General features: G+C 61.2%; 22 protein-coding genes. 14 read left to right on the top strand and 8 right to left on the bottom strand.

Going from position 1 to position 22,686, the window contains the following annotated elements:
* The first annotated feature begins 4 nt into the window (after positions 1 to 4).
* From kdpB to ACA055_RS21520, 4 genes are all read left to right on the top strand, one after another.
* Positions 5 to 2,071, top strand: coding sequence for a potassium-transporting ATPase subunit KdpB (gene kdpB, locus ACA055_RS21535; RefSeq protein ID WP_497680485.1), 2,067 nt, complete (start codon positions 5 to 7; stop codon positions 2,069 to 2,071).
* Between the two features lie 155 nt (positions 2,072 to 2,226).
* Positions 2,227 to 2,772, top strand: coding sequence for a potassium-transporting ATPase subunit KdpC (gene kdpC, locus ACA055_RS21530; protein ID WP_497680484.1), 546 nt, complete (start codon positions 2,227 to 2,229; stop codon positions 2,770 to 2,772).
* Positions 2,773 to 2,913: 141 nt separating this feature from the next.
* On the top strand, positions 2,914 to 5,565 hold the full coding sequence (locus ACA055_RS21525; RefSeq protein WP_497680483.1) for a DUF4118 domain-containing protein: 2,652 nt from the start codon (positions 2,914 to 2,916) through the stop codon (positions 5,563 to 5,565).
* 36 nt (positions 5,566 to 5,601) lie between these two features.
* The gene (locus ACA055_RS21520) at positions 5,602 to 6,300 is read left to right on the top strand and encodes a response regulator (RefSeq protein ID WP_497680482.1); all 699 of its coding nucleotides are present in this window, start codon (positions 5,602 to 5,604) and stop codon (positions 6,298 to 6,300) included.
* Between the two features lie 144 nt (positions 6,301 to 6,444).
* Here the strand turns inward: ACA055_RS21520 and ACA055_RS21515 are convergent, their stop codons facing one another.
* Entirely contained in the window at positions 6,445 to 7,491 is a 1,047-nt protein-coding gene (locus ACA055_RS21515; protein ID WP_497680481.1) for a patatin-like phospholipase family protein, read from the bottom strand.
* 222 nt (positions 7,492 to 7,713) lie between these two features.
* Here ACA055_RS21515 and ACA055_RS21510 point away from each other — a divergent pair, with 222 nt between their 5' ends.
* The 3 genes from ACA055_RS21510 (at position 7,714) to ACA055_RS21500 (ending at position 9,848) form a co-directional block, all read left to right on the top strand.
* A complete protein-coding gene (locus ACA055_RS21510) occupies positions 7,714 to 7,992 on the top strand; it encodes a hypothetical protein (protein WP_497680480.1) in 279 nt (92 codons plus the stop codon).
* A 45-nt stretch (positions 7,993 to 8,037) separates the two neighbouring features.
* Complete coding sequence (locus tag ACA055_RS21505; protein WP_497680479.1) at positions 8,038 to 8,805, top strand: CHAD domain-containing protein; 768 nt, start codon at positions 8,038 to 8,040, stop codon at positions 8,803 to 8,805.
* A gap of 245 nt (positions 8,806 to 9,050) precedes the next feature.
* Positions 9,051 to 9,848 carry an acyl-CoA thioesterase gene (locus ACA055_RS21500; RefSeq protein ID WP_497680478.1) on the top strand — a complete coding sequence of 266 codons (798 nt, stop codon included), beginning with the start codon at positions 9,051 to 9,053 and terminating at the stop codon, positions 9,846 to 9,848.
* On the opposite strand, the gene ACA055_RS21495 is transcribed toward ACA055_RS21500, so the two are convergent.
* The 3 genes from ACA055_RS21495 to ACA055_RS21485 all read right to left on the bottom strand — a co-directional run bounded on the left by ACA055_RS21495 (position 9,849) and on the right by ACA055_RS21485 (position 12,844).
* Complete coding sequence (locus tag ACA055_RS21495; RefSeq protein ID WP_497680477.1) at positions 9,849 to 10,214, bottom strand: terminase; 366 nt, start codon at positions 10,212 to 10,214, stop codon at positions 9,849 to 9,851. It abuts the gene before it with no gap.
* Positions 10,215 to 10,345: 131 nt separating this feature from the next.
* Positions 10,346 to 11,827: a methyl-accepting chemotaxis protein gene (locus ACA055_RS21490; RefSeq protein WP_497680476.1), complete on the bottom strand. Its 1,482-nt coding sequence runs from the start codon at positions 11,825 to 11,827 to the stop codon at positions 10,346 to 10,348.
* Between the two features lie 207 nt (positions 11,828 to 12,034).
* Positions 12,035 to 12,844: a TatD family hydrolase gene (locus tag ACA055_RS21485; protein WP_497680475.1), complete on the bottom strand. Its 810-nt coding sequence runs from the start codon at positions 12,842 to 12,844 to the stop codon at positions 12,035 to 12,037.
* Positions 12,845 to 13,078: 234 nt separating this feature from the next.
* Here ACA055_RS21485 and ACA055_RS21480 point away from each other — a divergent pair, with 234 nt between their 5' ends.
* From ACA055_RS21480 to ACA055_RS21470, 3 genes are all read left to right on the top strand, one after another.
* Complete coding sequence (locus ACA055_RS21480) at positions 13,079 to 14,500, top strand: MltF family protein (RefSeq protein WP_497680474.1); 1,422 nt, start codon at positions 13,079 to 13,081, stop codon at positions 14,498 to 14,500.
* Positions 14,501 to 14,604: 104 nt separating this feature from the next.
* A complete protein-coding gene (locus ACA055_RS21475; RefSeq protein WP_497680473.1) occupies positions 14,605 to 15,039 on the top strand; it encodes a DoxX family protein in 435 nt (144 codons plus the stop codon).
* Positions 15,040 to 15,288: 249 nt separating this feature from the next.
* Entirely contained in the window at positions 15,289 to 15,597 is a 309-nt protein-coding gene (locus ACA055_RS21470; RefSeq protein ID WP_497680472.1) for a class I SAM-dependent methyltransferase, read from the top strand.
* A gap of 3 nt (positions 15,598 to 15,600) precedes the next feature.
* Here the strand turns inward: ACA055_RS21470 and greB are convergent, their stop codons facing one another.
* Genes greB through ACA055_RS21455 form a run of 3 tightly spaced genes read right to left on the bottom strand, consistent with a single transcriptional unit; the run spans position 15,601 to position 19,320 of the window.
* Positions 15,601 to 16,098 (bottom strand): transcription elongation factor GreB, encoded by a 498-nt coding sequence (gene greB, locus ACA055_RS21465; RefSeq protein WP_497680471.1) that lies wholly within the window; start codon positions 16,096 to 16,098, stop codon positions 15,601 to 15,603.
* A 34-nt stretch (positions 16,099 to 16,132) separates the two neighbouring features.
* Positions 16,133 to 18,637 (bottom strand): ABC transporter permease, encoded by a 2,505-nt coding sequence (locus tag ACA055_RS21460; RefSeq protein WP_497680470.1) that lies wholly within the window; start codon positions 18,635 to 18,637, stop codon positions 16,133 to 16,135.
* The gene (locus tag ACA055_RS21455; RefSeq protein WP_497680469.1) at positions 18,637 to 19,320 is read right to left on the bottom strand and encodes an ABC transporter ATP-binding protein; all 684 of its coding nucleotides are present in this window, start codon (positions 19,318 to 19,320) and stop codon (positions 18,637 to 18,639) included. The genes ACA055_RS21460 and ACA055_RS21455 overlap by 1 nt, the downstream gene beginning before the upstream one ends.
* 10 nt (positions 19,321 to 19,330) lie before the next feature.
* On the opposite strand from ACA055_RS21455, the gene ACA055_RS21450 reads away from it, so the two are divergent.
* From ACA055_RS21450 to ACA055_RS21440, 3 genes are all read left to right on the top strand, one after another.
* Positions 19,331 to 19,936, top strand: a complete 606-nt coding sequence (locus ACA055_RS21450) for an arylesterase (RefSeq protein ID WP_497680468.1) — start codon at positions 19,331 to 19,333, stop codon at positions 19,934 to 19,936.
* A gap of 56 nt (positions 19,937 to 19,992) precedes the next feature.
* The gene (locus tag ACA055_RS21445; RefSeq protein ID WP_003226812.1) at positions 19,993 to 20,286 is read left to right on the top strand and encodes a hypothetical protein; all 294 of its coding nucleotides are present in this window, start codon (positions 19,993 to 19,995) and stop codon (positions 20,284 to 20,286) included.
* A gap of 102 nt (positions 20,287 to 20,388) precedes the next feature.
* A complete protein-coding gene (locus ACA055_RS21440) occupies positions 20,389 to 21,360 on the top strand; it encodes a L,D-transpeptidase family protein (RefSeq protein ID WP_497680467.1) in 972 nt (323 codons plus the stop codon).
* A 123-nt stretch (positions 21,361 to 21,483) separates the two neighbouring features.
* On the opposite strand, the gene oprI is transcribed toward ACA055_RS21440, so the two are convergent.
* Positions 21,484 to 21,735 carry an outer membrane lipoprotei OprI gene (gene oprI / locus ACA055_RS21435; RefSeq protein ID WP_003172710.1) on the bottom strand — a complete coding sequence of 84 codons (252 nt, stop codon included), beginning with the start codon at positions 21,733 to 21,735 and terminating at the stop codon, positions 21,484 to 21,486.
* Positions 21,736 to 22,373: 638 nt separating this feature from the next.
* On the opposite strand from oprI, the gene ACA055_RS21430 reads away from it, so the two are divergent.
* Positions 22,374 to 22,661: a GNAT family N-acetyltransferase gene (locus ACA055_RS21430; RefSeq protein ID WP_020800382.1), complete on the top strand. Its 288-nt coding sequence runs from the start codon at positions 22,374 to 22,376 to the stop codon at positions 22,659 to 22,661.
* The last annotated feature ends 25 nt before the right edge of the window (positions 22,662 to 22,686 follow it).

Here is a 22,686-nt window from a genome sequence, read left to right as displayed (position 1 = left end):
AATGATGAATATGCACGTTCCAGCTTCAAAAAAAGCGTCGTCAACCAAATCGGCCGGAGCATCGAAAACCGCACTGTCGGCCCTCTGGCGTCCGGCGCTGGTACAAGCCTTCGTCAAGCTCGACCCACGGCAATTGAAGCGTGCACCAGTGATGCTGGTGGTCGAACTGACCGCGGTGCTGACTACCGTGCTGTGCTTCATTCCCGACAGTGCCGTGCCGACCTTCGTCGCGGCGCAAATCGCCTTGTGGCTGTGGTTCACCGTGTTGTTCGCCAACTTCGCCGAAGCCTTGGCGGAAGGTCGCGGCAAGGCTCGCGCCGACAGCCTCAAGGCCGGCAGCGAAGGCTTGAGCGCCCGCCGCAAAACCAGCAACGGTGCCTTTCAAGTGGTGCCTGCGACCAGCCTGCGCAAGGGCGATGTGGTGCGCGTCGAAGCGGGGGAAATGATCCCCGGTGATGGCGAGGTCATCGAAGGCATCGCGGCAGTCAACGAAGCGGCGATTACTGGTGAATCCGCGCCGGTGATTCGCGAATCCGGCGGCGACCGTTCGGCCGTCACCGGTAACACTCGACTGGTCTCAGACTGGCTGTTGGTGCGCATCACTGCGAACCCTGGCGAGTCGACACTCGACCGGATGATCGCCCTGGTCGAAGGCGCCAAGCGCCAGAAAACCCCGAACGAAGTGGCGCTCGACATTCTGCTGATCGGCCTGACTCTGATCTTCCTGCTGGTGGTCGTCACCCTGCAACCGTTCGCCCACTTCGCCAACGGCAGCCTGCCACTGGTGTTCCTGGTGGCGTTATTGGTCACGCTGATTCCGACCACCATTGGCGGTTTGCTGTCCGCCATTGGGATCGCCGGGATGGACCGCCTGGTGCGCCTGAACGTGATCGCCAAGTCCGGTCGCGCCGTGGAAGCGGCGGGGGACGTGCACGTCCTGCTGCTCGACAAGACCGGCACGATCACCTTCGGTAACCGTCGTTGCACCGCCGTTTACGCAGCGCCGGGTGTCAGCACGAAGGAGTTGGCCGAAGGCGCGTTATTTGCCTCGCTGGCCGATGACACGGCTGAAGGCAAGTCCATCGTCGAGTACCTGCGCGGCACTCAACCACAGCCTGAACCGGCCGCCGAGTTACTGACGGCGGTGCCCTTCAGCGCCGAGACGCGTCTGTCCGGTGTCGACTATCGAGGTCGGGTTTTTCGCAAAGGCGCGGTGGATTCCTTGCTCGCCTTCGTCGGCCTGAAACGCGCCGATCTGGCAGCGCCGCTGTCGCGGGAAATCGACAAGATCGCCCAGAGCGGCGGCACGCCGTTGCTGGTCTGCGCCGACGGTAAATTGCTCGGTGCGATCCACCTCAAGGACGTGGTCAAGCCCGGCATCCGCGAGCGTTTCGCCGAGCTGCGCAAACTGGGGATTCGCACCGTCATGGTGACCGGCGACAACCCTCTGACCGCCGCGGCAATTGCTGCCGAAGCGGGCGTCGATGACGTGCTGGCTGAAGCCACGCCCGAGAAGAAACTGGCGCGTATTCGCCATGAGCAGAACGACGGTCGCCTGGTCGCGATGTGCGGCGACGGCGCCAACGACGCCCCGGCCTTGGCCCAGGCGGACGTGGGCATGGCGATGAACGACGGCACGCAAGCGGCGCGCGAGGCGGCGAACATGGTCGACCTCGACAGCGACCCGACCAAGCTGCTGGACGTGGTGCAGATCGGCAAGGAATTGCTGGTGACTCGCGGCGCGTTGACGACCTTTTCCATCGCTAACGACGTGGCCAAATACTTCGCGATCCTGCCGGCACTGTTTGCCTCGATCTACCCGCAACTGGGTGTGCTCAACGTCATGCACCTGAGCAGTCCGCAGAGCGCGATTCTCTCGGCGATCGTGTTCAACGCCTTGATCATTGTGGTGCTGATCCCGTTGGCGCTGCGCGGTGTACGGGTGCAAGCGGCCAGTGCGGCGGCGTTGTTGCGACGCAATTTGCTGATCTATGGGCTGGGCGGGATTCTGGTGCCGTTCGTGGGCATCAAGGCGATCGACATGCTGTTGACGGCGTTGCATCTGGTTTGACCCTGAGCGGTGTGCCAGGCACGCCGCCTTCGCGAGCAAGCCCGCTCCCACGGGGGAATGCGGTGCTTTTGTGGGAGCGGGCTTGCTTGCGAAGAACACAACACGGTGCATCTGACTGAACGCTGCACTTGTTCACTGAATTCGAGGATTTTGAAATGTCCACAATGATACGCCCGGCCCTGAGCCTGCTTGTGCTGATGACCCTGGTCACCGGCGTTGCCTACCCCTTGATCGTCACCGGTGTCGCCCAGGTCGCGTTCCCGGATCAGGCCAATGGCAGCCTGGTGCGCGATGCCGACGGCAAGGTCCGAGGTTCTTCGTTGATTGCCCAGGATTTCGTCGGTGACGCCTGGTTCCATCCACGGCCATCGGCCGGTGCCTTTGCCACGGTGTCGAGTGGTGCGAGCAATCTCTCGCCGAGTAACCCGGCCTTGGCCACCCGCGTGATCGACGATGCCAACAAACTGCTGGTGCCCGGCCAGGGACCGGTGCCGCTGGCCATGCTCACCACTTCCGGCAGCGGCCTCGATCCCCACTTGCCACCAGCCGCGATTGCCTATCAACTGGCGCGTGTCGCGCAGGCACGCCATTTGCCGGTGTCTACGCTTCAACAACTGCTGGATGCGCACATCGAACAGCCGTTGGTGGGGCCGCCGGTGGTGAATGTGCTGGCGCTGAATATGGCGCTTGAGAAGCTATAAATCGGTGGCGCCGCCATTCGTGAGCAAGCCCGCTCCCACATTGGTCCTATGAACACTGAAGATTCCCTGTGGGAGCGGGCTTGCTCGCGAAGACGGTCGAATAATCAACACATCACTACCTGAATAAAGAGAGCTTCAAGTATGAGCAACTCCGGCCGCGCCGACGCGCTGTTAGCAGACCTGCCTCGGGATGGCCGTGGCCGGCTCAAGGTATTCCTCGGCGCGGCTCCCGGTGTCGGCAAGACCTACGCCATGCTGCAAGCGGCCCACACCCAACTGCGCCAGGGCGTGAAAGTCATCGCCGGGGTGGTCGAAACCCATGGCCGTGCCGAAACCGAAGCGCTGCTCGGTAGCCTGCCGCAGCAGCCATTGGTGCGCTCGGAATACCGTGGCGTGATGCTGGAAGAAATGGACCTCGACGGCTTGCTCGCGGCCAAACCGAAACTGGTGCTGGTGGACGAACTGGCCCACACCAACGCCCCCGGCAGCCGTCACGCCAAACGCTGGCAAGACATCCAGGAACTGCTCGCCGCGGGCATTGACGTGTTCACCACGGTCAACGTCCAGCACCTGGAGAGTCTCAACGATCAGGTGCGCGGCATTACCGGCGTACAGGTCCGCGAAACCCTTCCGGACTGGGTTCTGCAAGAAGCCTATGAACTGCTGCTGATCGACCTGCCGCCGCGGGAACTGCTGGAGCGTCTGCGTGATGGCAAGGTCTACGTGCCGGAGCAGGCGAGGGCGGCCATCGATGCCTTCTTCACCCAGACTAACCTCACCGCCCTGCGGGAACTGGCGATGCAAACCGCTGCAGCCCAGGTCGATAACGATCTGGCCCTGGGGTATCGTCAACTCGGCCAGGCCGCGCCGGCGGTGCGCGGTCGTTTGTTGGTGGGCGTCGACGGCGATGCGCAGGCCGAGCGCCTGGTGCGTCACGCCAGTCGCGTCGCTCAGCGCCGACATCTGCCGTGGAGCCTGGTGCACGTAGACAACGGCAGCGTGCGTGACGAGCAATCGCGACTGCGCCTGCAAAGTGCCCAGCAACTGGCCGAACGGCTCGGCGGCGAGGTGGTATTGCTGCGGGCGGGCGAGGTGGCGAAAACCCTGATCCAGCACGCTGGCGAACGTCGCGCGAGTCTGGTGCTGGTCGGTCAATCCCGTCAGCGTTTGCGTCGGCGTTTGTTCGGTGGCGGACTGGCGTCCCGCTTGCTGCGCGATGCCCGTGGCCTGGAAATCAACGTCCTCGACAGCGATCACGAACAGCATCAGCCGCGCCCGCGTTCGGCGCAGTCGCTGGTCTGGTTCGACTATGCGTTGGCCGTGGTCGCTACGCTGTTGGCCAGTGCCTTGGCCTGGGCGGTGGCGAGTGTCTTGCCATTGCCAAACATCTCGCTGGTGTTCCTCGCTGCCGTGTTGCTAGTGGCGGTGCGCAGCAGTCTCGGCCCGGCGCTGGCCTGTGCGGCGCTGTCGTTTCTGACCTATGACTTTCTGTTCATTCCGCCGAATTTCTCGTTCAGGATCCAGCGCGAAGAAGACGTGCTGACCTTGCTGTTTTTCCTGCTGATGGCGGCGCTGACCGGCAACCTCGCGGCGCGTCAGCGGCGGCAGTTGCAAGCCCTGCGCGACACCCAGGAAGAGACCACCGAGCTGCTCGACCTGTCGCGCAAACTCACCGCCGCCACTGATCGCCAAGCCGTCGTCAGCGCGGCGGCCCAACACCTCAACGGCTGGAGCGACCTGCAACTGTGCCTGCTCAATCGCGACAGTCAAGGCGGCTGGAAAGTCGAAACCGGTGGCCCGCTGGAATTCTCCGAAGCCGAACGTGCTGCCGCCGATTGGGCTTGGCAACACGATCAACCGGCGGGCGCGGGCACCGGCACGCTGCCGCTCGGCCGTTGGTGGTGGTGGCCTTTGTCGGTGGAGGACGGGCCGCTGGCGTTGCTCGGCGTGTGTGCCAAAGAAGGCCAGACCTTGAGCGGTCAGCGTCGACGCTTGTTGACCGCGTTGAGCCAGCCGCTGGCCCAGGCGCTGGCCCGTGCGCAATTGGCCGATGACCTGGAAGCGGCCCGACTGCATGGCGAAACCGAGCAATTGCGCAGCGCCTTGCTGGCCTCGGTGTCCCACGATTTGCGTACGCCGCTGACCTCCATGCGCGGCAGCATCGACAGCCTGTTGGCCCTCGGCGAGGCCATCCCCTTGGAGGATCGTCGTGAGTTGCTCGAAGGCACCCGCGATGAAGCCGAGCGCCTCGATCGCTACATTCAAAACCTGCTGGACATGACCCGCCTCGGTCACGGCGCCCTGAAACTGGCGCGGGACTGGGTGTCGCCGGCAGACATCGTCGGCAGTGCACTCAATCGCCTGCGTGCGGTGCTGGCGCCGTTGCAGGTGACCACCGAAGTGCCGCCGGAGTTGCCGTTGCTCTACGTCCACGCCGCGTTGATCGAGCAGGCGCTGGTCAACGTGATGGAAAACGCCGCGCGCTTTTCACCGGCCAACGGGCGTCTGCAATTGCGCGCCGGATCCGACGACAGCGAACTGTTTTTCTCGGTGAGCGATGAAGGGCCGGGGATTCCGGAGGAGGAGCGGGCGAAAATTTTCGACATGTTCTACACCGCTGCGCGCGGTGATCGTGGCGGGCAGGGCACGGGGCTGGGGCTGGCGATTTGTCAGGGCATGGTCGGTGCCCATGGCGGGCGGATCAGCGTCGCCGACGGCATTGAGGGACGCGGCACCTGCATCACTCTTCACTTGCCGCTGCAGGAACAACCTGGCTTTGAAAGTGAAGCCTGATACCCTTTGGATATCTTTATTGCGCGATCAGAAACCATGAGCCAGACCGCGACCATTCTGGTCATCGACGACGAACCGCAGATCCGCAAATTCCTGCGTATCAGCCTCGCTTCCCAGGGCTACAAAGTACTGGAAGCCGGCACTGGCAGCGAAGGTCTGGCGCAAGCCGCGCTGAGCAAACCCGACCTGCTGGTGCTCGACCTCGGCCTGCCGGACATGGACGGCCAACAAGTGCTGCGCGAGTTACGCGAATGGTCGACGGTGCCGGTGCTGGTGCTCTCGGTGCGCGCCAGCGAAGGTCAGAAAGTTCAGGCCCTGGATGGCGGCGCCAATGACTACGTGACCAAGCCATTCGGCATCCAGGAGTTCCTCGCCAGGGTGCGTGCCTTGCTGCGTCAGGCGCCGGTTGGCGAGGCTCAGCAAGTGGCACTGACGTTTGGCCCGCTGACCGTGGACCTGGCGTATCGCCGGGTGCTGCTCGACGGCACTGAAGTCGCGTTGACCCGCAAGGAGTACGCGGTGCTGGCGCAACTGGCGCGGCACCCGGGGCGGGTCATCACCCAGCAGCAGTTGTTGAAAGACATCTGGGGGCCGACCCACACCGAGGACAGTCACTATTTGCGGATCGTGGTCGGGCATTTGCGGCAGAAACTGGCAGACGATCCGACCCGGCCGCGGTTTATCGTGACAGAAGCGGGGGTTGGGTATCGGTTGTTGAGTGAGGGCAGCCTCTAGTTTGGTGTTGTCCGGTCTGGCCTCTTCGCGAGCAAGCCCGCTCCCACAGTAGTTCTGTGTTGTGCCTGCAACTTTATGGCCACCGAAGATCCATTGTGGGAGCGGGCTTGCTCGCGAAGAGGCCCTCACATTCACTCGAGAATCTCAAGAATCCCGCTTCTGCTCATCCTCATACCGATCCAGCGTATCCCGCGCAATCTCCCGTCCCAGCGCGATCAGTTCCGGCGCCTTGTAGAACTCGAAAAACCGGCACACCCGCTTCGGCACGTTGATCAGAATATCCGGTGGATACCCGGCAATCTTGTACTGCGCCAACGACGTCTGCATCACCTCGAAACTCTGGTTGATCAAGTCCAGCAAGGACGCCGGCCCCACGTTGTCGATGATGAACGAGCCGGTGGCGGATTTCGGTGCGCCGTCGCTTTCAGGTGCGGCTGCCGGTTGTTGGGCTTCGGGTTCGGCGGATTCGACCCAGGGGTTGATCTCGGCCGCTTCGGCCATCAACGCTTCCTTCTCCAGCAGCAGCAATTGTTCGGCCTGTTTGCGTCGGAACGGCAATTTCGAACCCAGCGAGTTGATCAGGCTGTCGAAACGGGTCTTGAACGCCGCCGGGCGCTGGATCACCGGCAGTTGATAGTGGCGCTGGTTGGTGGAGTTGAGGTTGACCGCGATGATCAGGTCGCAATGACTCGACACCACCGGCACGATCGGCAAAGGGTTGAGGATGCCGCCATCCACCAGCATGCGATTGCCCTGCATCACGGGCGTGAACAGGCTGGGGATCGCCGCCGAGGCGCGCATGGCCTGGTGCAGACAACCTTCCTGGAACCAGATTTCCTGCTGGTTGGTCAGGTCGGTGGCGACTGCGGTGTAGGGGATGCGCAGGTCTTCGATATTGATCTCGCCGACAATCTTGCGGATCTGCCCGAACACCTTCTCTCCGCGAATTGCGCCCAGACGAAAACTGACGTCCACCAAACGCAGGACGTCGAGGTAATCGAGACTCTCGATCCAGTCGCGATAATCGTCGAGTTTGCCGGCGGCGTAGATCCCGCCGACCACCGCGCCCATGGAGCAACCGGCAATGCAGGCGATGTCGTAGCCACGCCGCTCGATCTCTTCAATGACCCCGATATGGGCGTAGCCCCGGGCCCCGCCTGAACCCAGCACCAGTGCGACACGCTTTTTCATGAATCGCCCTCGTCTGACAAGGTTCAACAATGCACCCATCGAGGGGCGTGCTTCAATCGCTAAGGTCGCTCGGTGGGGCGAACGCGTCGTTTTTTCGACACTCCGTGGCGGCAGATGGGTATTCTCCCCAGCGCTATCGTTTGAGTGACGGCACCAAGGCACTTTTCACGCGCCAGACCGTCCTACCTGCATGACTGTTTACCTATCTTTGAGGTGTGAGTGATGAAAGCCTGGATCTGTGTGCCATTGATTGCCTTGGCCCTCGCCGGTTGTGCCGGAAAAACCGCTTATCGCGACAGCTGCGCCAGCGGGCTCGATGCTGCGTGGCGTGAACTGGACCTGGCCAAGGCCGAAGGTTTTGCCGGGAACGTCAGTTACTCCAAGGCCTTGTCCCTGCTGACCGGCGCCAAGACCCAGCAGCAATTCGAAGCGTTCGAGGGCTGCACCAAGAAAGCTGAAAAAGCGCGTTTCTACATTCGCGAGTCGCGCGCCGGCCGTTGAGGCATGATGTAGCGCTACGAGGGATTTCGATTCAGGGAGCAAGCGATGTCTGCCTTGGTTGATCAGTTGGTGGCTCGGGTCCTGGGCCTGGAAGTTCGTTTGCTGGCCTGTCAGGCGCGTTTGAGTGCCCGTACCGACCCTGAAGCCTTGCACGATCTGCGCACGACGGTTCGCCGTTTGCGCAGTCTGTTGCGACCATTGCGCGGATTGCCCGGGGTCGAACAACTGGAAACGGCGGCCTCCCGGGTTGGCGACCTGACCACGCCGTTGCGTGATCGCGAGGTGCTGGCGGCGTACTTGCTCCAGCACGATCAACCCGAGGCCGCGCACCGGCGCATGGCGCAGATGCACGAGGCTTACCCGGCGGTGGCGGTGAGTTCTGAGCTGGCGCAGTTACTGATGATCCTCGACGCCTTTCCGCGTTTTGTGCGGGCCTCCCAACGTCAGGGTTTGCTCAAGGGTTTGCGCCAGCGCATCGAAAAGCGCCTGGCCAAACAATGGGAAAAACTCGATCAGGCCTTGCACGATCCTGCCCACGACCGCCATCGCTTGCGCCTGCTGATCAAGCGCGTGCGCTATGGCATCGAAGCCTATCCCGAACTCGATCGACTGCCGAAAGCGGCGATGCCACGTTTGAAGTCCGCGCAAGGTGCCTTGGGCGACTGGCATGACTGCTGGCAATGGCTGGCCCGGGCCGAACAGGAAGCGGATTTGCAGCCTTGCGTCGTGGTTTGGCAAACCACCATGGCCAAGGCCGAAAGTCGCGCCGATCGGGTTCTCGACAAACTCAGCGCCGCTTGTTTCAAATCCTGAAACCAGCGAATCCCCTGTGGGAGCGAGCTTGCTCGCGATAGCGGTATATCAGCCAACATCAATGTTGAATGTCACTGCCTCATCGCGAGCAAGCTCGCTCCTACAGTGGTTTGGTGTTGGGCATGGAATATGTGTTTCAGCCGAGCGCGGCTTATCTGTCAGTCAATTTGGCCGGAATAGGTGCTGTGCCAGCTCCGTTGGCTGGTTAAGATCCCTTCATCCTTTTTCTGCCTCTTGAGGTTTTCATGCGCTTTTCTGATCTGCTCGATGCCGTCCGCAGCCAGCCGCTGGAGCTGTCTATCCCGGCCGAATGGGCGCAGGGGCGTGCCAGTTTCGGTGGCCTGGTGGCCGCCTTGCAATACGAAGTCATGCGCGCAAAAGTCCCGGCGGATCGTCCGGTGCGCTCGCTGGCGATTACCTTTGTCGGCCCGGTCGAGCCGCAAGTGCCCGTCAGCTTTGAAGTCGATGTGTTGCGCGAAGGCAAGGCCGTCAGCCAGGTGCTGGGCCGGGCGATACAGAAGGGCCAGGTGGTGACGTTGATCCAGGGCAGCTTCGGCGCCTCGCGTCCGTCGGAAGTGGCGGTAACCGCCGAACCGGCCCCGGAGATGAAACACTGGGAAGATTGCCAGGAACTGCCGTACATCAAAGGCGTGACCCCGGAATTCATGCGCCACCTGGCGATGCGCTGGAGCATCGGCGGCCTGCCGTTCACCGGCAATAAATCCCGCGAGATGGGTGGCTGGGTGCGCTTGCGTGGGGATGTGAAGGAGGAGGCAGTCAGCGAATCGCATATCCTGGCGCTGGTGGACGCCTGGCCTCCGGCCTTGTTGCCGCACCTGAAGAAACCGGCGATGGGCAGCACGCTGACCTGGACCATCGAATTCGTCCAGCCGTTGCTTGAGCTGAGCACGCTGGACTGGTGCAAATACTTCGTCGAAATCGAGTATGCCGCCGACGGCTACGGACACGCGGCCGCGAAGCTGTGGAACGCGGACGGTCAGTTGATTGCCATGAGCCGGCAGACCGTGACGATTTTTGCCTGATCAGTGACGACGGTGGCGTTCCTTCCAGGCGCGCCACCAGCCGCCGCTCAGGAAAAACCGTGGGAAGGTCAGGAACTGCTCGACCAGCAAGCGCGATACCGCATCTTTGCGATCACTGAATGGCTCGGCGGCTTGCGCCTCCAGTCTGTGACCGTGGCGTTGCAGGCCGAGTGCGGCCAGCAAGCCCACCACGCCGATGGCGAGATTCCCGAGGTTCGGGCTAAACACTCCGCAAACAATCAGCAGAAACGCCACGATGAACAGGGGCACTGCAATCAGGTGCAGCACCAGATTGGTCGGGTGCTGGTGATTGTTCGGGTACGCACGCCATTGCCAGGCGGGAAGGTTGGGGTGACGTTTGCCCATGATGAAAATCCTCGATCCATGTTGAACACATGATTGAAGAATAGGCTTGGCCCATGCGGGCGGCGAATCAAGGTTGGCTATCGAAGTGATAGGGGTCATGTTCGGAATTGATGTTGACGGCGAAGAGGCCGTCAGAGCTTGAGCTGACCGATCGCCTTGTTCAATTCCCCCGCCAACGCCGCCAACTCATTGCTGGTCGTGGCCGAATCCACGGTCTGCTGCACGGTATTCTCGGTTACATCGCGAATGCTCACCACCGCCCGATTCATCTCTTCCGCCACCTGGCTTTGTTGCTCGGCCGCCACTGCGATCTGCGTGTTGCTTTCGCGCATCTGTGCCACCGCGCTGGTGATTTCTGCCAGCGCGGCCCCGGCCTCTTGCGCTTGTTTCACGCAATCGTCAGCCTTGAACGAGCTTTCCTGCATGAAGTCCACTGCATCGCGAGTCCCGGCCTGCAACGCGGAAACCATCAGGGTGATCTCGTCAGTCGACGTCTGTACACGCTTGGCCAGATTGCGCACTTCATCGGCGACGACCGCAAAGCCGCGACCCATTTCGCCGGCCCGTGCCGCTTCAATCGCGGCATTGAGGGCCAGCAGATTGGTCTGCTCGGCGATACTGTGAATCACACTGACCACGCCATTGATCTTCTGGCTGTCCTCGGCCAGGCGCTGAATCATCTCGGCCGTCTGCTGCACTCCGGTGGACAATCCGGCGATGGACTTTTGCACGCGGCTGACCACTTCCTGCCCGCTGCCGGCCAGGGCGTCGGCGGTTTGCGAGAGGTCGCGGGTGGCGCCGGCGTGTTGGGCGATGTGATAGACCGTGGCGGTCATTTCGTTGATCGCCGTGGCGGCCTGATCGGTTTCGCTTTGCTGGCCGAGCATGCCGTGGCGCACCTCGTTCATGCTCGACGCCAGTCGCGCTGCGCCGACATCCAATTGCCGGGCGGTGCTTGCGACCGTGTTCACCACCCGCTGATAACCGGCCTGCATCGCGTTAAAGGCGTTGGCCATCTGCCCGACTTCGTCAGCGCAGGCCAGCGGGACACGGGCCGAGAGGTCACCGGTTTTCTCGACGTGGAGCATCACGTCTTTCAAGGTATTGAGTTGGCTGAGCAGGAAGCGGATCAACAGTTGCGAAGCGCCGAGCATCGCCAGCATCAGGATGAACACCGCCACCGCGTAGTGGGCGAAACGATCGCCGAACACTTCGGTCAGGCTCTGGCCATAGGCGATCACCGCGACCTGCTGGCCATCGGTGCGCGTGAACACTTCGGCGCCCATCAGCGGATTGTCGCCAAACAGCGGCATGGAATTGATCTCGACCCAGCCGTTGGCATCGGCCAGTTCCAGTACCGGCTGCCCGTTCAGCAACGGTGCCTGCCCGCGACTGAAGGTCAGCAGGTTATCGGACTTCGGTAGCGGTTGCCCGGCAGGCCAGGCGTTGAGCAATCGCGCCTGGGCCTGCGCCGACGCCTGGGCGCCGTGGCTGCGGGCCTGTTGTTCGAGTTGCACGGCGTACAGCACCAGCAGCAGGGTAGTGACGAAGGCGACCGCATTGACCGCCCAGAATTTGTATTTCAGTGAAATGTTGCTAAGCCAGGCACCCATGGAGGTCTTCTCTGATAGCGGAAACAGCATTGGCAAGGTGCCAGCATTGTGCCGCTACTCAGGGAACTGGATCTTGATGTGAATCAACAATCACCACCCTTCCAATGTGGGAGCGGGCTTGCTCGCGAAAGCGGCGTGTCAGTCAGCATTGTTGTCGACTGATACACCGCTTTCGCGAGCAAGCCCGCTCCCACAGGTGAGGTGTGTTTATTCCGGGATTGAGGGAAGTCCATAGAACGCCCGTGCGCATGCTGTGCTGTGCGCTGCCAGGTCTTCCTCGCTCTCCCCGCGATGCAGCGCCACTTCCCGCAACACTTCGGTCAGGTAAGCCGGCTCGTTGCGACCGTTTTTCGGCTTGGGGCGCAGGCTGCGTGGCAACAGATACGGCGCGTCGCTCTCGAGCATCAAGCGTCCGCGTTTGATCTCCTTGACCAGCGGATGCAAATGCGTGCCCCGGCGTTCGTCGCAGATCCAGCCGGTGATGCCGATGTGTAAATCCAGATCGAGGTAACTGAACAGCGCTTTCTTTTCGCCGGTAAAGCAATGCACCACGGCGGCCGGCAACTGGTCACGGTAATCGCGCAGGATTTCCAGCAACCGCTGACTGGCATCGCGCTCGTGAAGGAACACCGGCAATTGCAGTTCGACCGCCATGGCCAGATGCTCTTCGAGCACTTTTTCCTGTTGTGGGCGCGGTGAGAAATCACGATTGAAGTCCAGCCCGCATTCACCCACGGCCACGACGTTCGACTCCTTGAGCAAACTGCGCAGACGCTGGGCACTGTCGGCATTCCAGTCGCTGGCGGAGTGCGGGTGAATCCCGGCGGTGGCGAACAGCCGTTGAGCGCTTTCATCCAGTTGCTGGCACAGCTCCAGCGCCTGTTCGCTGCCCTCGACACTGGTGCCGGTGAGCACCAATTGACAGACCCCCGCTGCGTAAGCGCGGTCGAGCACAGCCTGGTGTTTGTCGGCAAAACTGGGGTTGGTCAGGTTGACGCCGATATCGATGAGTTGCATGGTGCTACCTCGGACCAAAGGCCGGAAAGCATATCAGAGCTGTAGATTTATAAGAAAAGCCAAGAACTACAACGAGTTGTAGCTGTCTCTTGATGCCGCGAGACAGGTCGGGGTGGCTAGCGAGCCATCACTGTGCCAGTCTTCCGCACTTTGCCAGCGCTCCAGGCGCTCTGTTTCTTCGTTCGATTTCATGAAAAATCTTGAGGTCGGCCCAGTATTCTTTCCGGAGAGTGGATGATACGTCCCTCGGTTTTGCTACTGCTGTGTTGTTCGTTGCTGCTGCCGATGCCGGCGGTTGCGCGCCTGGCCGGACCGCTGCAAGCCGTGCCGGCCGCCAAGGTGCGCGATCTGGCGGAAATCCGCAGCAGCCGCGTGCTGCGGGTGCTGGTCAACCAGAGCCGCAACAGCTCCGGCGAAGTCCAGGGCCAGGCCATCGGCGTCGAATACCATCGCCTGCGCGCCTTCGAGCTGTACCTCAACGGTCACGCCCGTGACGGTCAGGAAATCACCCTCAAGATCATCCCCAAGGCCAAGGATCAACTGATTGGCGCGTTGCAGCGCGGGGAGGGTGACCTGGTTGCACCGGGTGAACTGCTGGATCTGCAACCGGGGCACGCTGTCAGCACCAGCACACCGATCGCGAGCAACATTCCGTTTGTGCTGGTCGGGATCAAAGGCGAGCGACGTTACACCCGCCTCGAACAACTCTCTGGTAAAACCCTGGCGTTGCCCACCGGCAGCGCGGCTGGCGATGCGGTCAGTCAAATCAATCAAAAGCTTGCCCTGCATAAACTGCCACCGGTGAAAATCGAGTGGGTCGATCCCTCCCTGGCGGTCGAGGATGTGCTGGAGATGGTTCAGGGTGGAATCTTTCACCTGACCATCGTCGAACAGCCGATTGCCGAGCGCTGGGGCAAGATCCTGCCCAAGTTGCGTTTCGATCGGCAGGTGCTCATCAGCGAACCGGGCGAAGAGTTCTGGTTCGTGCGTCGCGATGCTTCGATGCTGCGGGCGAGCATCGATCGCTTCCTGACCGGCTACAAGAAACCGTCGGATCAGGATGCGGCGTTTTTGCGGATCTATCGACGCCTGTATCAAGTCCACTATCCATTGGCCAAGGCTGATCGGCAGCGCCTGGAAAAACTGCGACCGGTCCTGCAGAAACACGCCGATGCCCAAGGCATGGACTGGCTGAACCTCGCGGCGCTGGCGTTCAAGGAATCCGGTCTGCAACCCAATGCACGCAGTGGCAGCAGCCCTACCGGCTTGATGCAGATCACCCCGTCCGCGGCCCAGCGGGTGGGAGTCAGCAATATCCAGAATCTCGACGCCAACGTGCAGGCCGGGGCCAAGTACCTGGCGATGATCCGTCGCAAGTTTTTTGCCAGCCCCAAACTCAACGAACGTGAGCGCATGGCCTTCGTGCTGGCGGCCTACAACATCGGGCCGGAGCGGGTCCAGGGCATGCGCGCCGAAGCGCGGCGACGGGGGTTGAACCCCAATCAGTGGTTCTTCCAGGTCGAGCGCGTTGCCATGGAACAGGTGGGAATGGGCCCCGTCAGCTATGTTAATAGCGTGAACAAGTATTACTTGGCGTTCGATCGGGAGCGGGAGTCGTTGGAGCCCCAGGGGCAGAAAGTTGCCTCGCGGAAGTGATCGAATAAACTGATTGTTAATGTGCAATATTTGCGCTTTTAACATGAGATTTACTGATTAATATAGCGGCCAACCAACACACTTCTCAAAATGGATGACACAGCATGAGCACACTGATCAACAAGGTATTGTTTACCCGCGCTGGCTACGGCCTGACTGTCCTGCGGATCTTCGTCGGCATCATCTTCGCTGCCCACGGTGCGCAGAAACTCTTCGGGGCATTCGGTGGTTACGGTCTGGCGGGCACCGCGCAGTACATGGAGAGTATCGGTCTGGCGCCGGGCTACATGATGGCGACGCTGGCGGGCGGTACCGAGTTCTTCGGTGGTCTGGCGCTGATTATCGGTCTGTTGGCACGCCCGGCAGCACTGGGGCTGACGTTCCTCTCGCTGGTCGCGATTTTCACCGTCCATATCGGCAATGGCCTGTTCATGGCCAACAACGGTTATGAATTCGCGCTGGCCCTGCTCGGTGGCAGCATCGCGGTGCTGATCGAAGGCGCCGGCAAGCTGTCGGCAGACCGCGCCATCGCTGGTTGATCGCTCTGGCTCAACGAAAAGGCCCGCATTGCGCGGGCCTTTTTTGTTGCTCGTCATTCTTGACACTGTCCGGTCAGCTTCTCTAGGATGCTGCCCATGCGCCGATTTAAACAGCTACTTGCGGGGCGCCAGGTGACTCATTCAGTTGCCGATAGAAGCTTGAAACAGGCTTCGAAATACCGCTAAAGCGCTGGTTCGGTGTTGCCTCTCACCTGCCATGCAGACTTTTTGAGGCAGAGACACGAAACAATGAACGCACTAAGCCCTGTTGTACGTCCCGCGCCGATCACGGCACATCTCACCCAGCGCAATCCAAAAATCCTGCTTGGCGGCAAACATCAGCCGACGCTCCTGCGTTATCTCGATGGCTGGCCACGTCGTACTGGCGGCCCCGCAGCTTTCCTGATTCAGTTTGTCGAAGACGGCGAGTCCCTGGCGCGATTTGCCAGCGACAGTTTCGATCTGGCGGTGATTCAATCGCCCGGCGTCGATGACGCCCTTGAAATGATCAAACAATTGACCCGCGTCGCCCGACAAGGGTTGATTACCCGGCGCTGAAGCTCAGGGATAGTCGATCGCCACGATGTACACGCATTGCTCACCGGTCGGTGTCTGGACCCGTACTTCGGCGTCCAGTGCCTTGCCGATCAGGGCGCGTGCCAGCGGTGAATCGATGCTGATCAGGCCTTGTTTCAAGTCCAGCTCATCCGGCCCGACGATACGATAGCGCGACTCTTTGCCATCCTCGTCTTCGATCGTGACCCAAGCGCCAAAATAGACCTTGTTCGGATCGCTGGGCTTCTCGCTGACAACCTTGAGCGCTTCCAGCCGTTTGGTGAGAAAACGCACGCGGCTGTCGATTTCGCGCAGCATCTTTTTACCGTAGGTGTATTCGGCATTTTCAGAGCGATCGCCCTGGGCCGCCGCCTCGCTGACCGATTGCGTGACCTGAGGCCGCCGCACGTGCCAGAGCTCATGAAACTCGGCCCGCATCCGCGCTTCACCTTCGGGGGTGATCAGCGCGGTGCCAGCGGGGCGGGGAGGGCGATAACGGCTCATGGCAACTTCTTTGGATTGAGAGGGCTTGAGTCTATCAACCCTCGCGCAGAACTGTCAGCGGGCTGGCGTTTAGCGCGCGTCGAGTGCCGAACACGCCGGCGCCACCGATCAACACGGCACCGATCAGCGGCAGCAACAACAGCCACGGGTGCGGGTGCCATGGCAGGTCCAAGGCGAAGCGGTAGAGCACCAGGCTCACCAGTTCCGAACCCAGCGCCGCCAACAGTCCGCTGACCGCGCCAAGCAGACCGAACTCGATCCGCCGTGCCTTGACCAGCAACTGCCGCTCGGCCCCGAGGGCTCGCAATAAGGCGCCTTGGCGAATGCGCTCATCCAGCGTCGCCTGCAGGCCGGAGAACAGCACCGCCATCCCCGCCGCCAACACAAACAACAGCACGTATTCCACCGCCAGGGTGACCTGGGCGAGGATGCTGCGCAACTGGGCCAACAAGGCTTCGACTTGCAGAATGGTCACCGCCGGAAAAGACCGGGACAGGTCGACAATCTGTTGGTCATGGCCTGCAGCCAGATAGAAGCTGGTCAAGTAGGTCGCGGGCAGATCCTTCAGCGTGCCAGGCTGGAAGATCATGAAAAAGTTCGGCTGGAAGTTGTCCCAGTTGATCTCTCGCAGACTGGTGACTTTCGCTTCGCGATTGGCCCCGCCGACAGTAAAGACCATGTGATCGCCCAGCTTGAGTTTCAGGCTTTCGGCGACTTTGCCTTCCACCGACACCCCAGGAATCTCATCCGGCGCCTGTTCGGGCCACCAGTTGCCTGCGGTCAGTTTGTTGCCCGCCGGCAGGTCCGCTGCCCAGGTCAGGCTCAGGTCGCGCTGGATTGCCCGGTCGCCGGCCGAATCCTTGCTGACGATTTCCTGCACCGGCTCACCGTTGATGCTGATCAGTCGCCCCGGTACCACCGGGTACAGCGGCGCCGATTGCGCCGACAGTTCCATCAGCCGATCGCTGAATGCCTGCTTGTCCGCCGGCAGGATGTTCAGCGCGAAGTAATTCGGAGCGTTCTTCGGTAATTGGTTCTGCCAGGTGTCCACCAGTTCGCCGCGCAACAAGGCGATCAGCGCCATGGACAGCAGAATCAAACCGAAGGCCAGGGATTGCCCTGCGGCGGCCAGCGGATGGCGCAGCAATTGCCCCAAACCGAGTCGCCACGGCAAGGCGGAACGGGCCAGCATCCGGCGCAGACTTTTCAGCAGCAGCAACAGCAATCCGCCCAGCACCAGTGCGGCGACCACGCCACCGCCGAGCAGGGCGAAGGTCAGCAGCAGGTCCAGGCTCAGGCGCCACATGATCAGCCCGAGGGCGCCCAGTGCCGCGCCGTAGACCATCCAGGTGCTGGTCGGAATCGGCAGCATGTCCCGACGCAACACCCGCAATGGCGGCACGCGACCCAAGGCAGCCAAGGGCGGCAAGGCAAAACCGGCCAGCGCCACCAGCCCAGTGCCGATACCGGCGATGGCCGGAAACAGACCGCCCGGTGGAACATCGCTCGGCATTAACTCACGCAGCAGCGCAAACAGTCCAAGGTGTGCCAGCCAGCCGATCAGGGCGCCGCTGATGCTCGCCAGCAGCCCGAGTACGGTCAGCTGTAAACTGAACAGCACCATGGTTTCCCGACGGGACAGCCCCAGGCAGCGCAGTAGTGCACTGGCGTCAAAGCGGCGGGTGGCGAAGCGCGTCGCCGACAGCGCCACCGCCACACCGGCCAGCAGCACGGCCACCAGACTGGCCATGTTCAAGTAGCGCTCGGCCTTGCCCAGGGCGCCGCCGATTTGCTGGTTACCGTCCCGGGCATCCTGAATGCGCTGGTTGGCGGCCAAGCCGGGTTTGAGCAATTCGCGATAGGTTTCCAGGGCGTGTGCTTCTCCGCGCCAGAGCTCGCGATAGCTGACTCGACTGCCGGGTTGCACCACGCCGGTCGCCACAAGGTCGCTGAGGTTGATCAGTACGCGGGGCGTCAGGCTATAGAAATTGCCGGCGCGGTCCGGTTCGTAAGTCAGCACCCGGGCCAGTTTCAGGGTACGCATGCCGACGTCGATGCTGTCGCCGATCTTCAAGTCCAGCGCGGTCAGCAGCCGCGCTTCGACCCAGGCTTCACCAGGTTTCGGCCCGCCACCGGATTCCTCCGAGGCAAATGGCGCGGAGGCGCTTTTGAGTTCGCCACGCAGCGGATAGACATCATCGGCTGCCTTGATGCTGGACAGTTGAATGCCGTTGTCGGTGGCGATGACGCTGGAGAATTCCACCACCTGAGCGTGTTCGAGACCCAATTCGGTGCCGCTTTTTATCTGTTCGGGACGCGCCGGCGAACTGCCTTCAAGCACCAGGTCTGCGCCGAGAAACTCGGTGGCGCGCAGCATCATGGCGCCATTGAGGCGAGCGCCGAAGTAACCGATGGCGGTACTCGCCGCCACGGCTACTACCAGGGCGAAGAACAACACGCGCAATTCACCGGCACGGGCGTCGCGCAGCAATTGGCGGATGGCGAGACTGAACAGGCGCAACAGCGGCAAGCGTGCCATCAGGCCTCCAGAGGGGTGACGAGCACGCCGGCGTCGAGGCGGATCAGGCGGCGGCAGCGATGTGCCAGGCGTTCATCGTGGGTCACCAGCACCAGGGTCGTGCCGCGCTCCTGGTTGAGTTCGAACAGCAGATCGCTGATGCGCTCGCCGGTGTGGCTGTCGAGGTTGCCGGTGGGTTCGTCGGCGAACAGCACATCGGGTTCGGCGGCAAACGCACGGGCAATCGCCACACGCTGTTGTTCGCCGCCGGAGAGCTGGCGAGGCGAGTGGGTCAGGCGTTGGCCCAACCCGACGCGTTGCAGCAACTCGGTGGCGCGCTCACGTGCATCTTTGCGGCCATCGAGCTCCAGCGGCAGCATGACGTTTTCAAGGGCGTTGAGACTGTCGAGCAACTGAAAGGACTGAAAGACAAAACCGACATGTTCGGCGCGGATGCGGGCGCGCTGGTCTTCGTCGAGATTGCTCAAGGCTTGACCGGCGAGCGTGACTTCGCCGCTGCTCGGCAGATCGAGACCGGCGAGCAGTCCCAGAAGGGTGGATTTGCCGGAACCGGAGGCGCCGACGATGGCCAGACTGTCGCCCTTGTTCAGTTTCAGGCTCAGTTCGTGCAGGATGGTCAGTTCACCTTCCGCGCTAGGAACCACTTTGCTAAGGTTCTTCGCGGTGAGAATGCTTGCGCCCATGGAGAATCCGATGCGTGTGTGGTTTTTGAGTGCTGGCCTGGCCTTGATGTGCATGGCCCAGAACGCAGCGGCGGGTACAGTCCTGATCGTTGGCGATAGTATCAGCGCGGGTTTCGGCCTGGATACCCGGTTGGGGTGGGTGTCGTTGCTCGAGCAGCGGCTCAAGCGCGAAGGTTTCGACGATAAGGTGGTCAACGCGTCCATCAGCGGTGACACCAGTGCCGGAGGCCAGGCGCGCCTGCCTGCGCTGCTTGCAGAGCATAAGCCGGAGCTGGTGATCCTCGAGTTGGGAGGCAATGACGGCCTGCGCGGACTGCTGCCAACGCAATTGCAACAAAATCTTGCGTCGATGATCGACAGCTCGCGGGCCAGTGGCGCCAAGGTGCTATTGCTCGGCATGCAATTGCCGCCCAACTACGGTGTTCGATATACCGAGGCCTTTGCGAAGGTCTACAGCACGCTGGCCGAGGAGAAAAAGGTCCCGCTGGTACCGTTTTTTCTCGACGGCGTGGGCGGTCATTCAGATTTGATGCAGGCCGACGGTTTGCACCCGGCTGCCGGGGCTCAGGCCAAGTTGCTGGAAAATGTCTGGCCGACACTGAAACCGCTGCTTTGACGCTTTTCTAGCGGCGGTGTTTCGGCTAAGGTGGCGCCCCCGATTTGGAGCCCCCGATGCCGCGTCCCGCCTGGTCCCTTTTTGCCTATCAACTGATCGAGCCTGACGAACAGCTGGATCTGTTCGCCTGCCAGGAAGTGCGGGTGCATCTGGTGACCCGTCAGCTGGAGCTGGGCGGTTCGGCGGACCGTACGTTGTGTGGCAGCCTGCTGCCGGCGCAGCCACGCTGGTCGAGCGTCGACCGCCGAGTGTTTCAGGATCAGCGCCTGTGTTCGCTGTGCCGGGCCATTCTGGAATCGCAAAAACGCGGCACATCGCCAATCTGGCCAGAGTTGCGGTTCGAGCTTTAGTGCGACAAAGATAGCTCGCTATCGGCCAACTCCCCGAAATTCCGGACGCCGGTGTACAATCCCGTTTTTATACCCTTGTTGATCATGCGAAGGATTTTCCGGATGTTGCCGCGCTTTCCTGTCGTCACCCGTTGTCTGACCCTTGCCGCCCTCTGTGTGGCGGGTCCCGTTGCAGCATTGGAGCTGCCCCTGCCACCGCCCGGTGAAGACATCATCGGCCAGGTGCAAGTGATCCAGGCCAAATACGAAGACACTTTCGCTGACCTTGGCACCACCTACGATCTGGGCTATTCGGAAATGGTCGCGGCCAACCCTGGCGTCGATCCATGGTTGCCGGGTGCTGGCACCGAGATCGTCCTACCGACGCGCTTCATCCTGCCGCCGGGCCCGCGTGAAGGCATCGTCATCAACCTGGCCGAATACCGCCTCTACTACTTCCCGAAAGGCCGGGACGTGGTCTACACCTTCCCGCTGGGTATCGGTCGTGAAGGTTGGGGCTCGCCCATCGCTCACACCAGCATCATCGCCAAGACGCCGAATCCGACCTGGACGCCTCCTGCGTCGATCAAGGCCGAACACTTGGCCGATGGTGACCCGCTGCCAAACGTGGTGCCGGCAGGCCCGGACAACCCGCTGGGGCCGTTCAAGTTCACCTTGGGCACGCCGGGCTACCTGATCCACGGTTCGAACAAGAAGTTCGGCATCGGCATGCGCACCAGTCACGGTTGCTTCCGCATGTTCAACAACAACGTGCTGGAAATGGCGGGCATGGTGCCGGTCGGCACGTCGGTACGGATCATCAGTGATCCTTACAAGTTCGGCATCAGTGGCGGCAAGGTGTATCTGGAAGCGCACACACCGCTGGACGACAACGGCAATCCGTCGGTGGTCGACAAGCACACGGCGGTGATCAATGCGATGCTCAAGCGTGAGGACATCACCAACAACCTGCGCATGAACTGGGATGTGGTCCGTGACGTGGTTGCTGCTGAAGATGGTCTGCCGGTGGAAATCGCCGTGCCGAATACTTCCGCGCCGATGGTGACGAGTGCGCCGATCGACCCGCTGCAGTAACGCTTGAAAAGAACCCGCCGACGCAGGCCGCGTCGGCGGGTTTTTTGTTGCCTGTACGAAACGACAGGCAATAAAAAAGCCGACCCATAAATGGGTCGGCTTGATAACAATCCCGAGGGACTATTACTTGCGGCTAGCTTTTTCCAGCATGCGCAGAGCACGCTCGTTAGCTTCGTCAGCAGTCTGTTGTGCTTTTTGAGCAGCAGCCAGAGCTTCATCAGCTTTACGGTAAGCTTCGTCTGCACGAGCCTGGGAGCGAGCAGCTGCGTCTTCAGTAGCAGTCAGACGTGCTTCGGTTTCTTTCGATACGCTGCTGCAACCGGTAGCCAGAACTGCGGCCAGAGCCAGAGCAGAGAATTTCAGAACGTTGTTCATCGTGTTCCCCTTCAAGGACTTTCTATTAAGTAGCTGTCTCCTCAGAGTGAGGAAATAGCCGGCGTACATACTACCCATTACTTGTCGTAAGTAAACTGACGTAAAGCAAGAAGCAAAAAAAATTGTAGGCGTTGATTCTTTTTCGAGCAACTTTTAACTGCATTGTTTAAAAAATATCCAGCTGCGAGGCCCGAGCTGAGCGAGCCGGCGAGAAAAAGTTCCCCGTGCTCGCAGCTCTTTTGCCGGTCTTGGTTAAAGTCTGTCTATATGGATTCGTCTACACTTTTGTTCGGGATTTGCGCAGCGCCTCTCATATCTTTCTCCATGTTCAGGTGACTTTAACAAAGGGCGTTCGTCTCAAGTCTCAACATCCGGCAATGTTCGGGCTTTCGACCTTCAGAGATCTTCGGTCGAGCCTTTCCTGCGTAACCCGGAGCAGCACCCGCCAACCTGCGTGATGACGAGCGAACCTTGAGCATTTTTGCCAATGGTGCCTACTATTTGATACGTGCTCGGTTGCGCGAGAACGGTGCAGCTCTTCTCGGTGTCCATTCAGGCACGGGGTGGCGTAGATGTTCCTTCGCCGGAAAAACATCGGTAAGGTAGGGGTCAGAATTCCAGACCCGCGAGGAGTAGTGATGAGCGAGGCGTTGTCCATCCACCATGACCAGGCTGGTCATCAGTTCGAGACCAATGTGGACGGTCATCGTGCCTACCTGACCTATATGGATCTGGGGAAACAGACCCTGGATATCTATCGTACCTTTGTGCCCAACGCATTGCGCGGTCGCGGCATTGCTGCGGCATTGACCGAGCAAGCGCTGCAGTACGCCGAAGAAATGGGCTACACCGTCATTCCATCGTGCTCCTACGTGGAGCGCTACATGGAGCGTCACCAGCGGCATGCCGCCAAGCTGAGCCAGTGACATAAAACAACGCATAAAAAAACGC

It is taken from the genome of Pseudomonas sp. LBUM1657, assembly GCF_059716075.1.
This window is presented reverse-complemented; position numbering and strand designations above follow the sequence as displayed.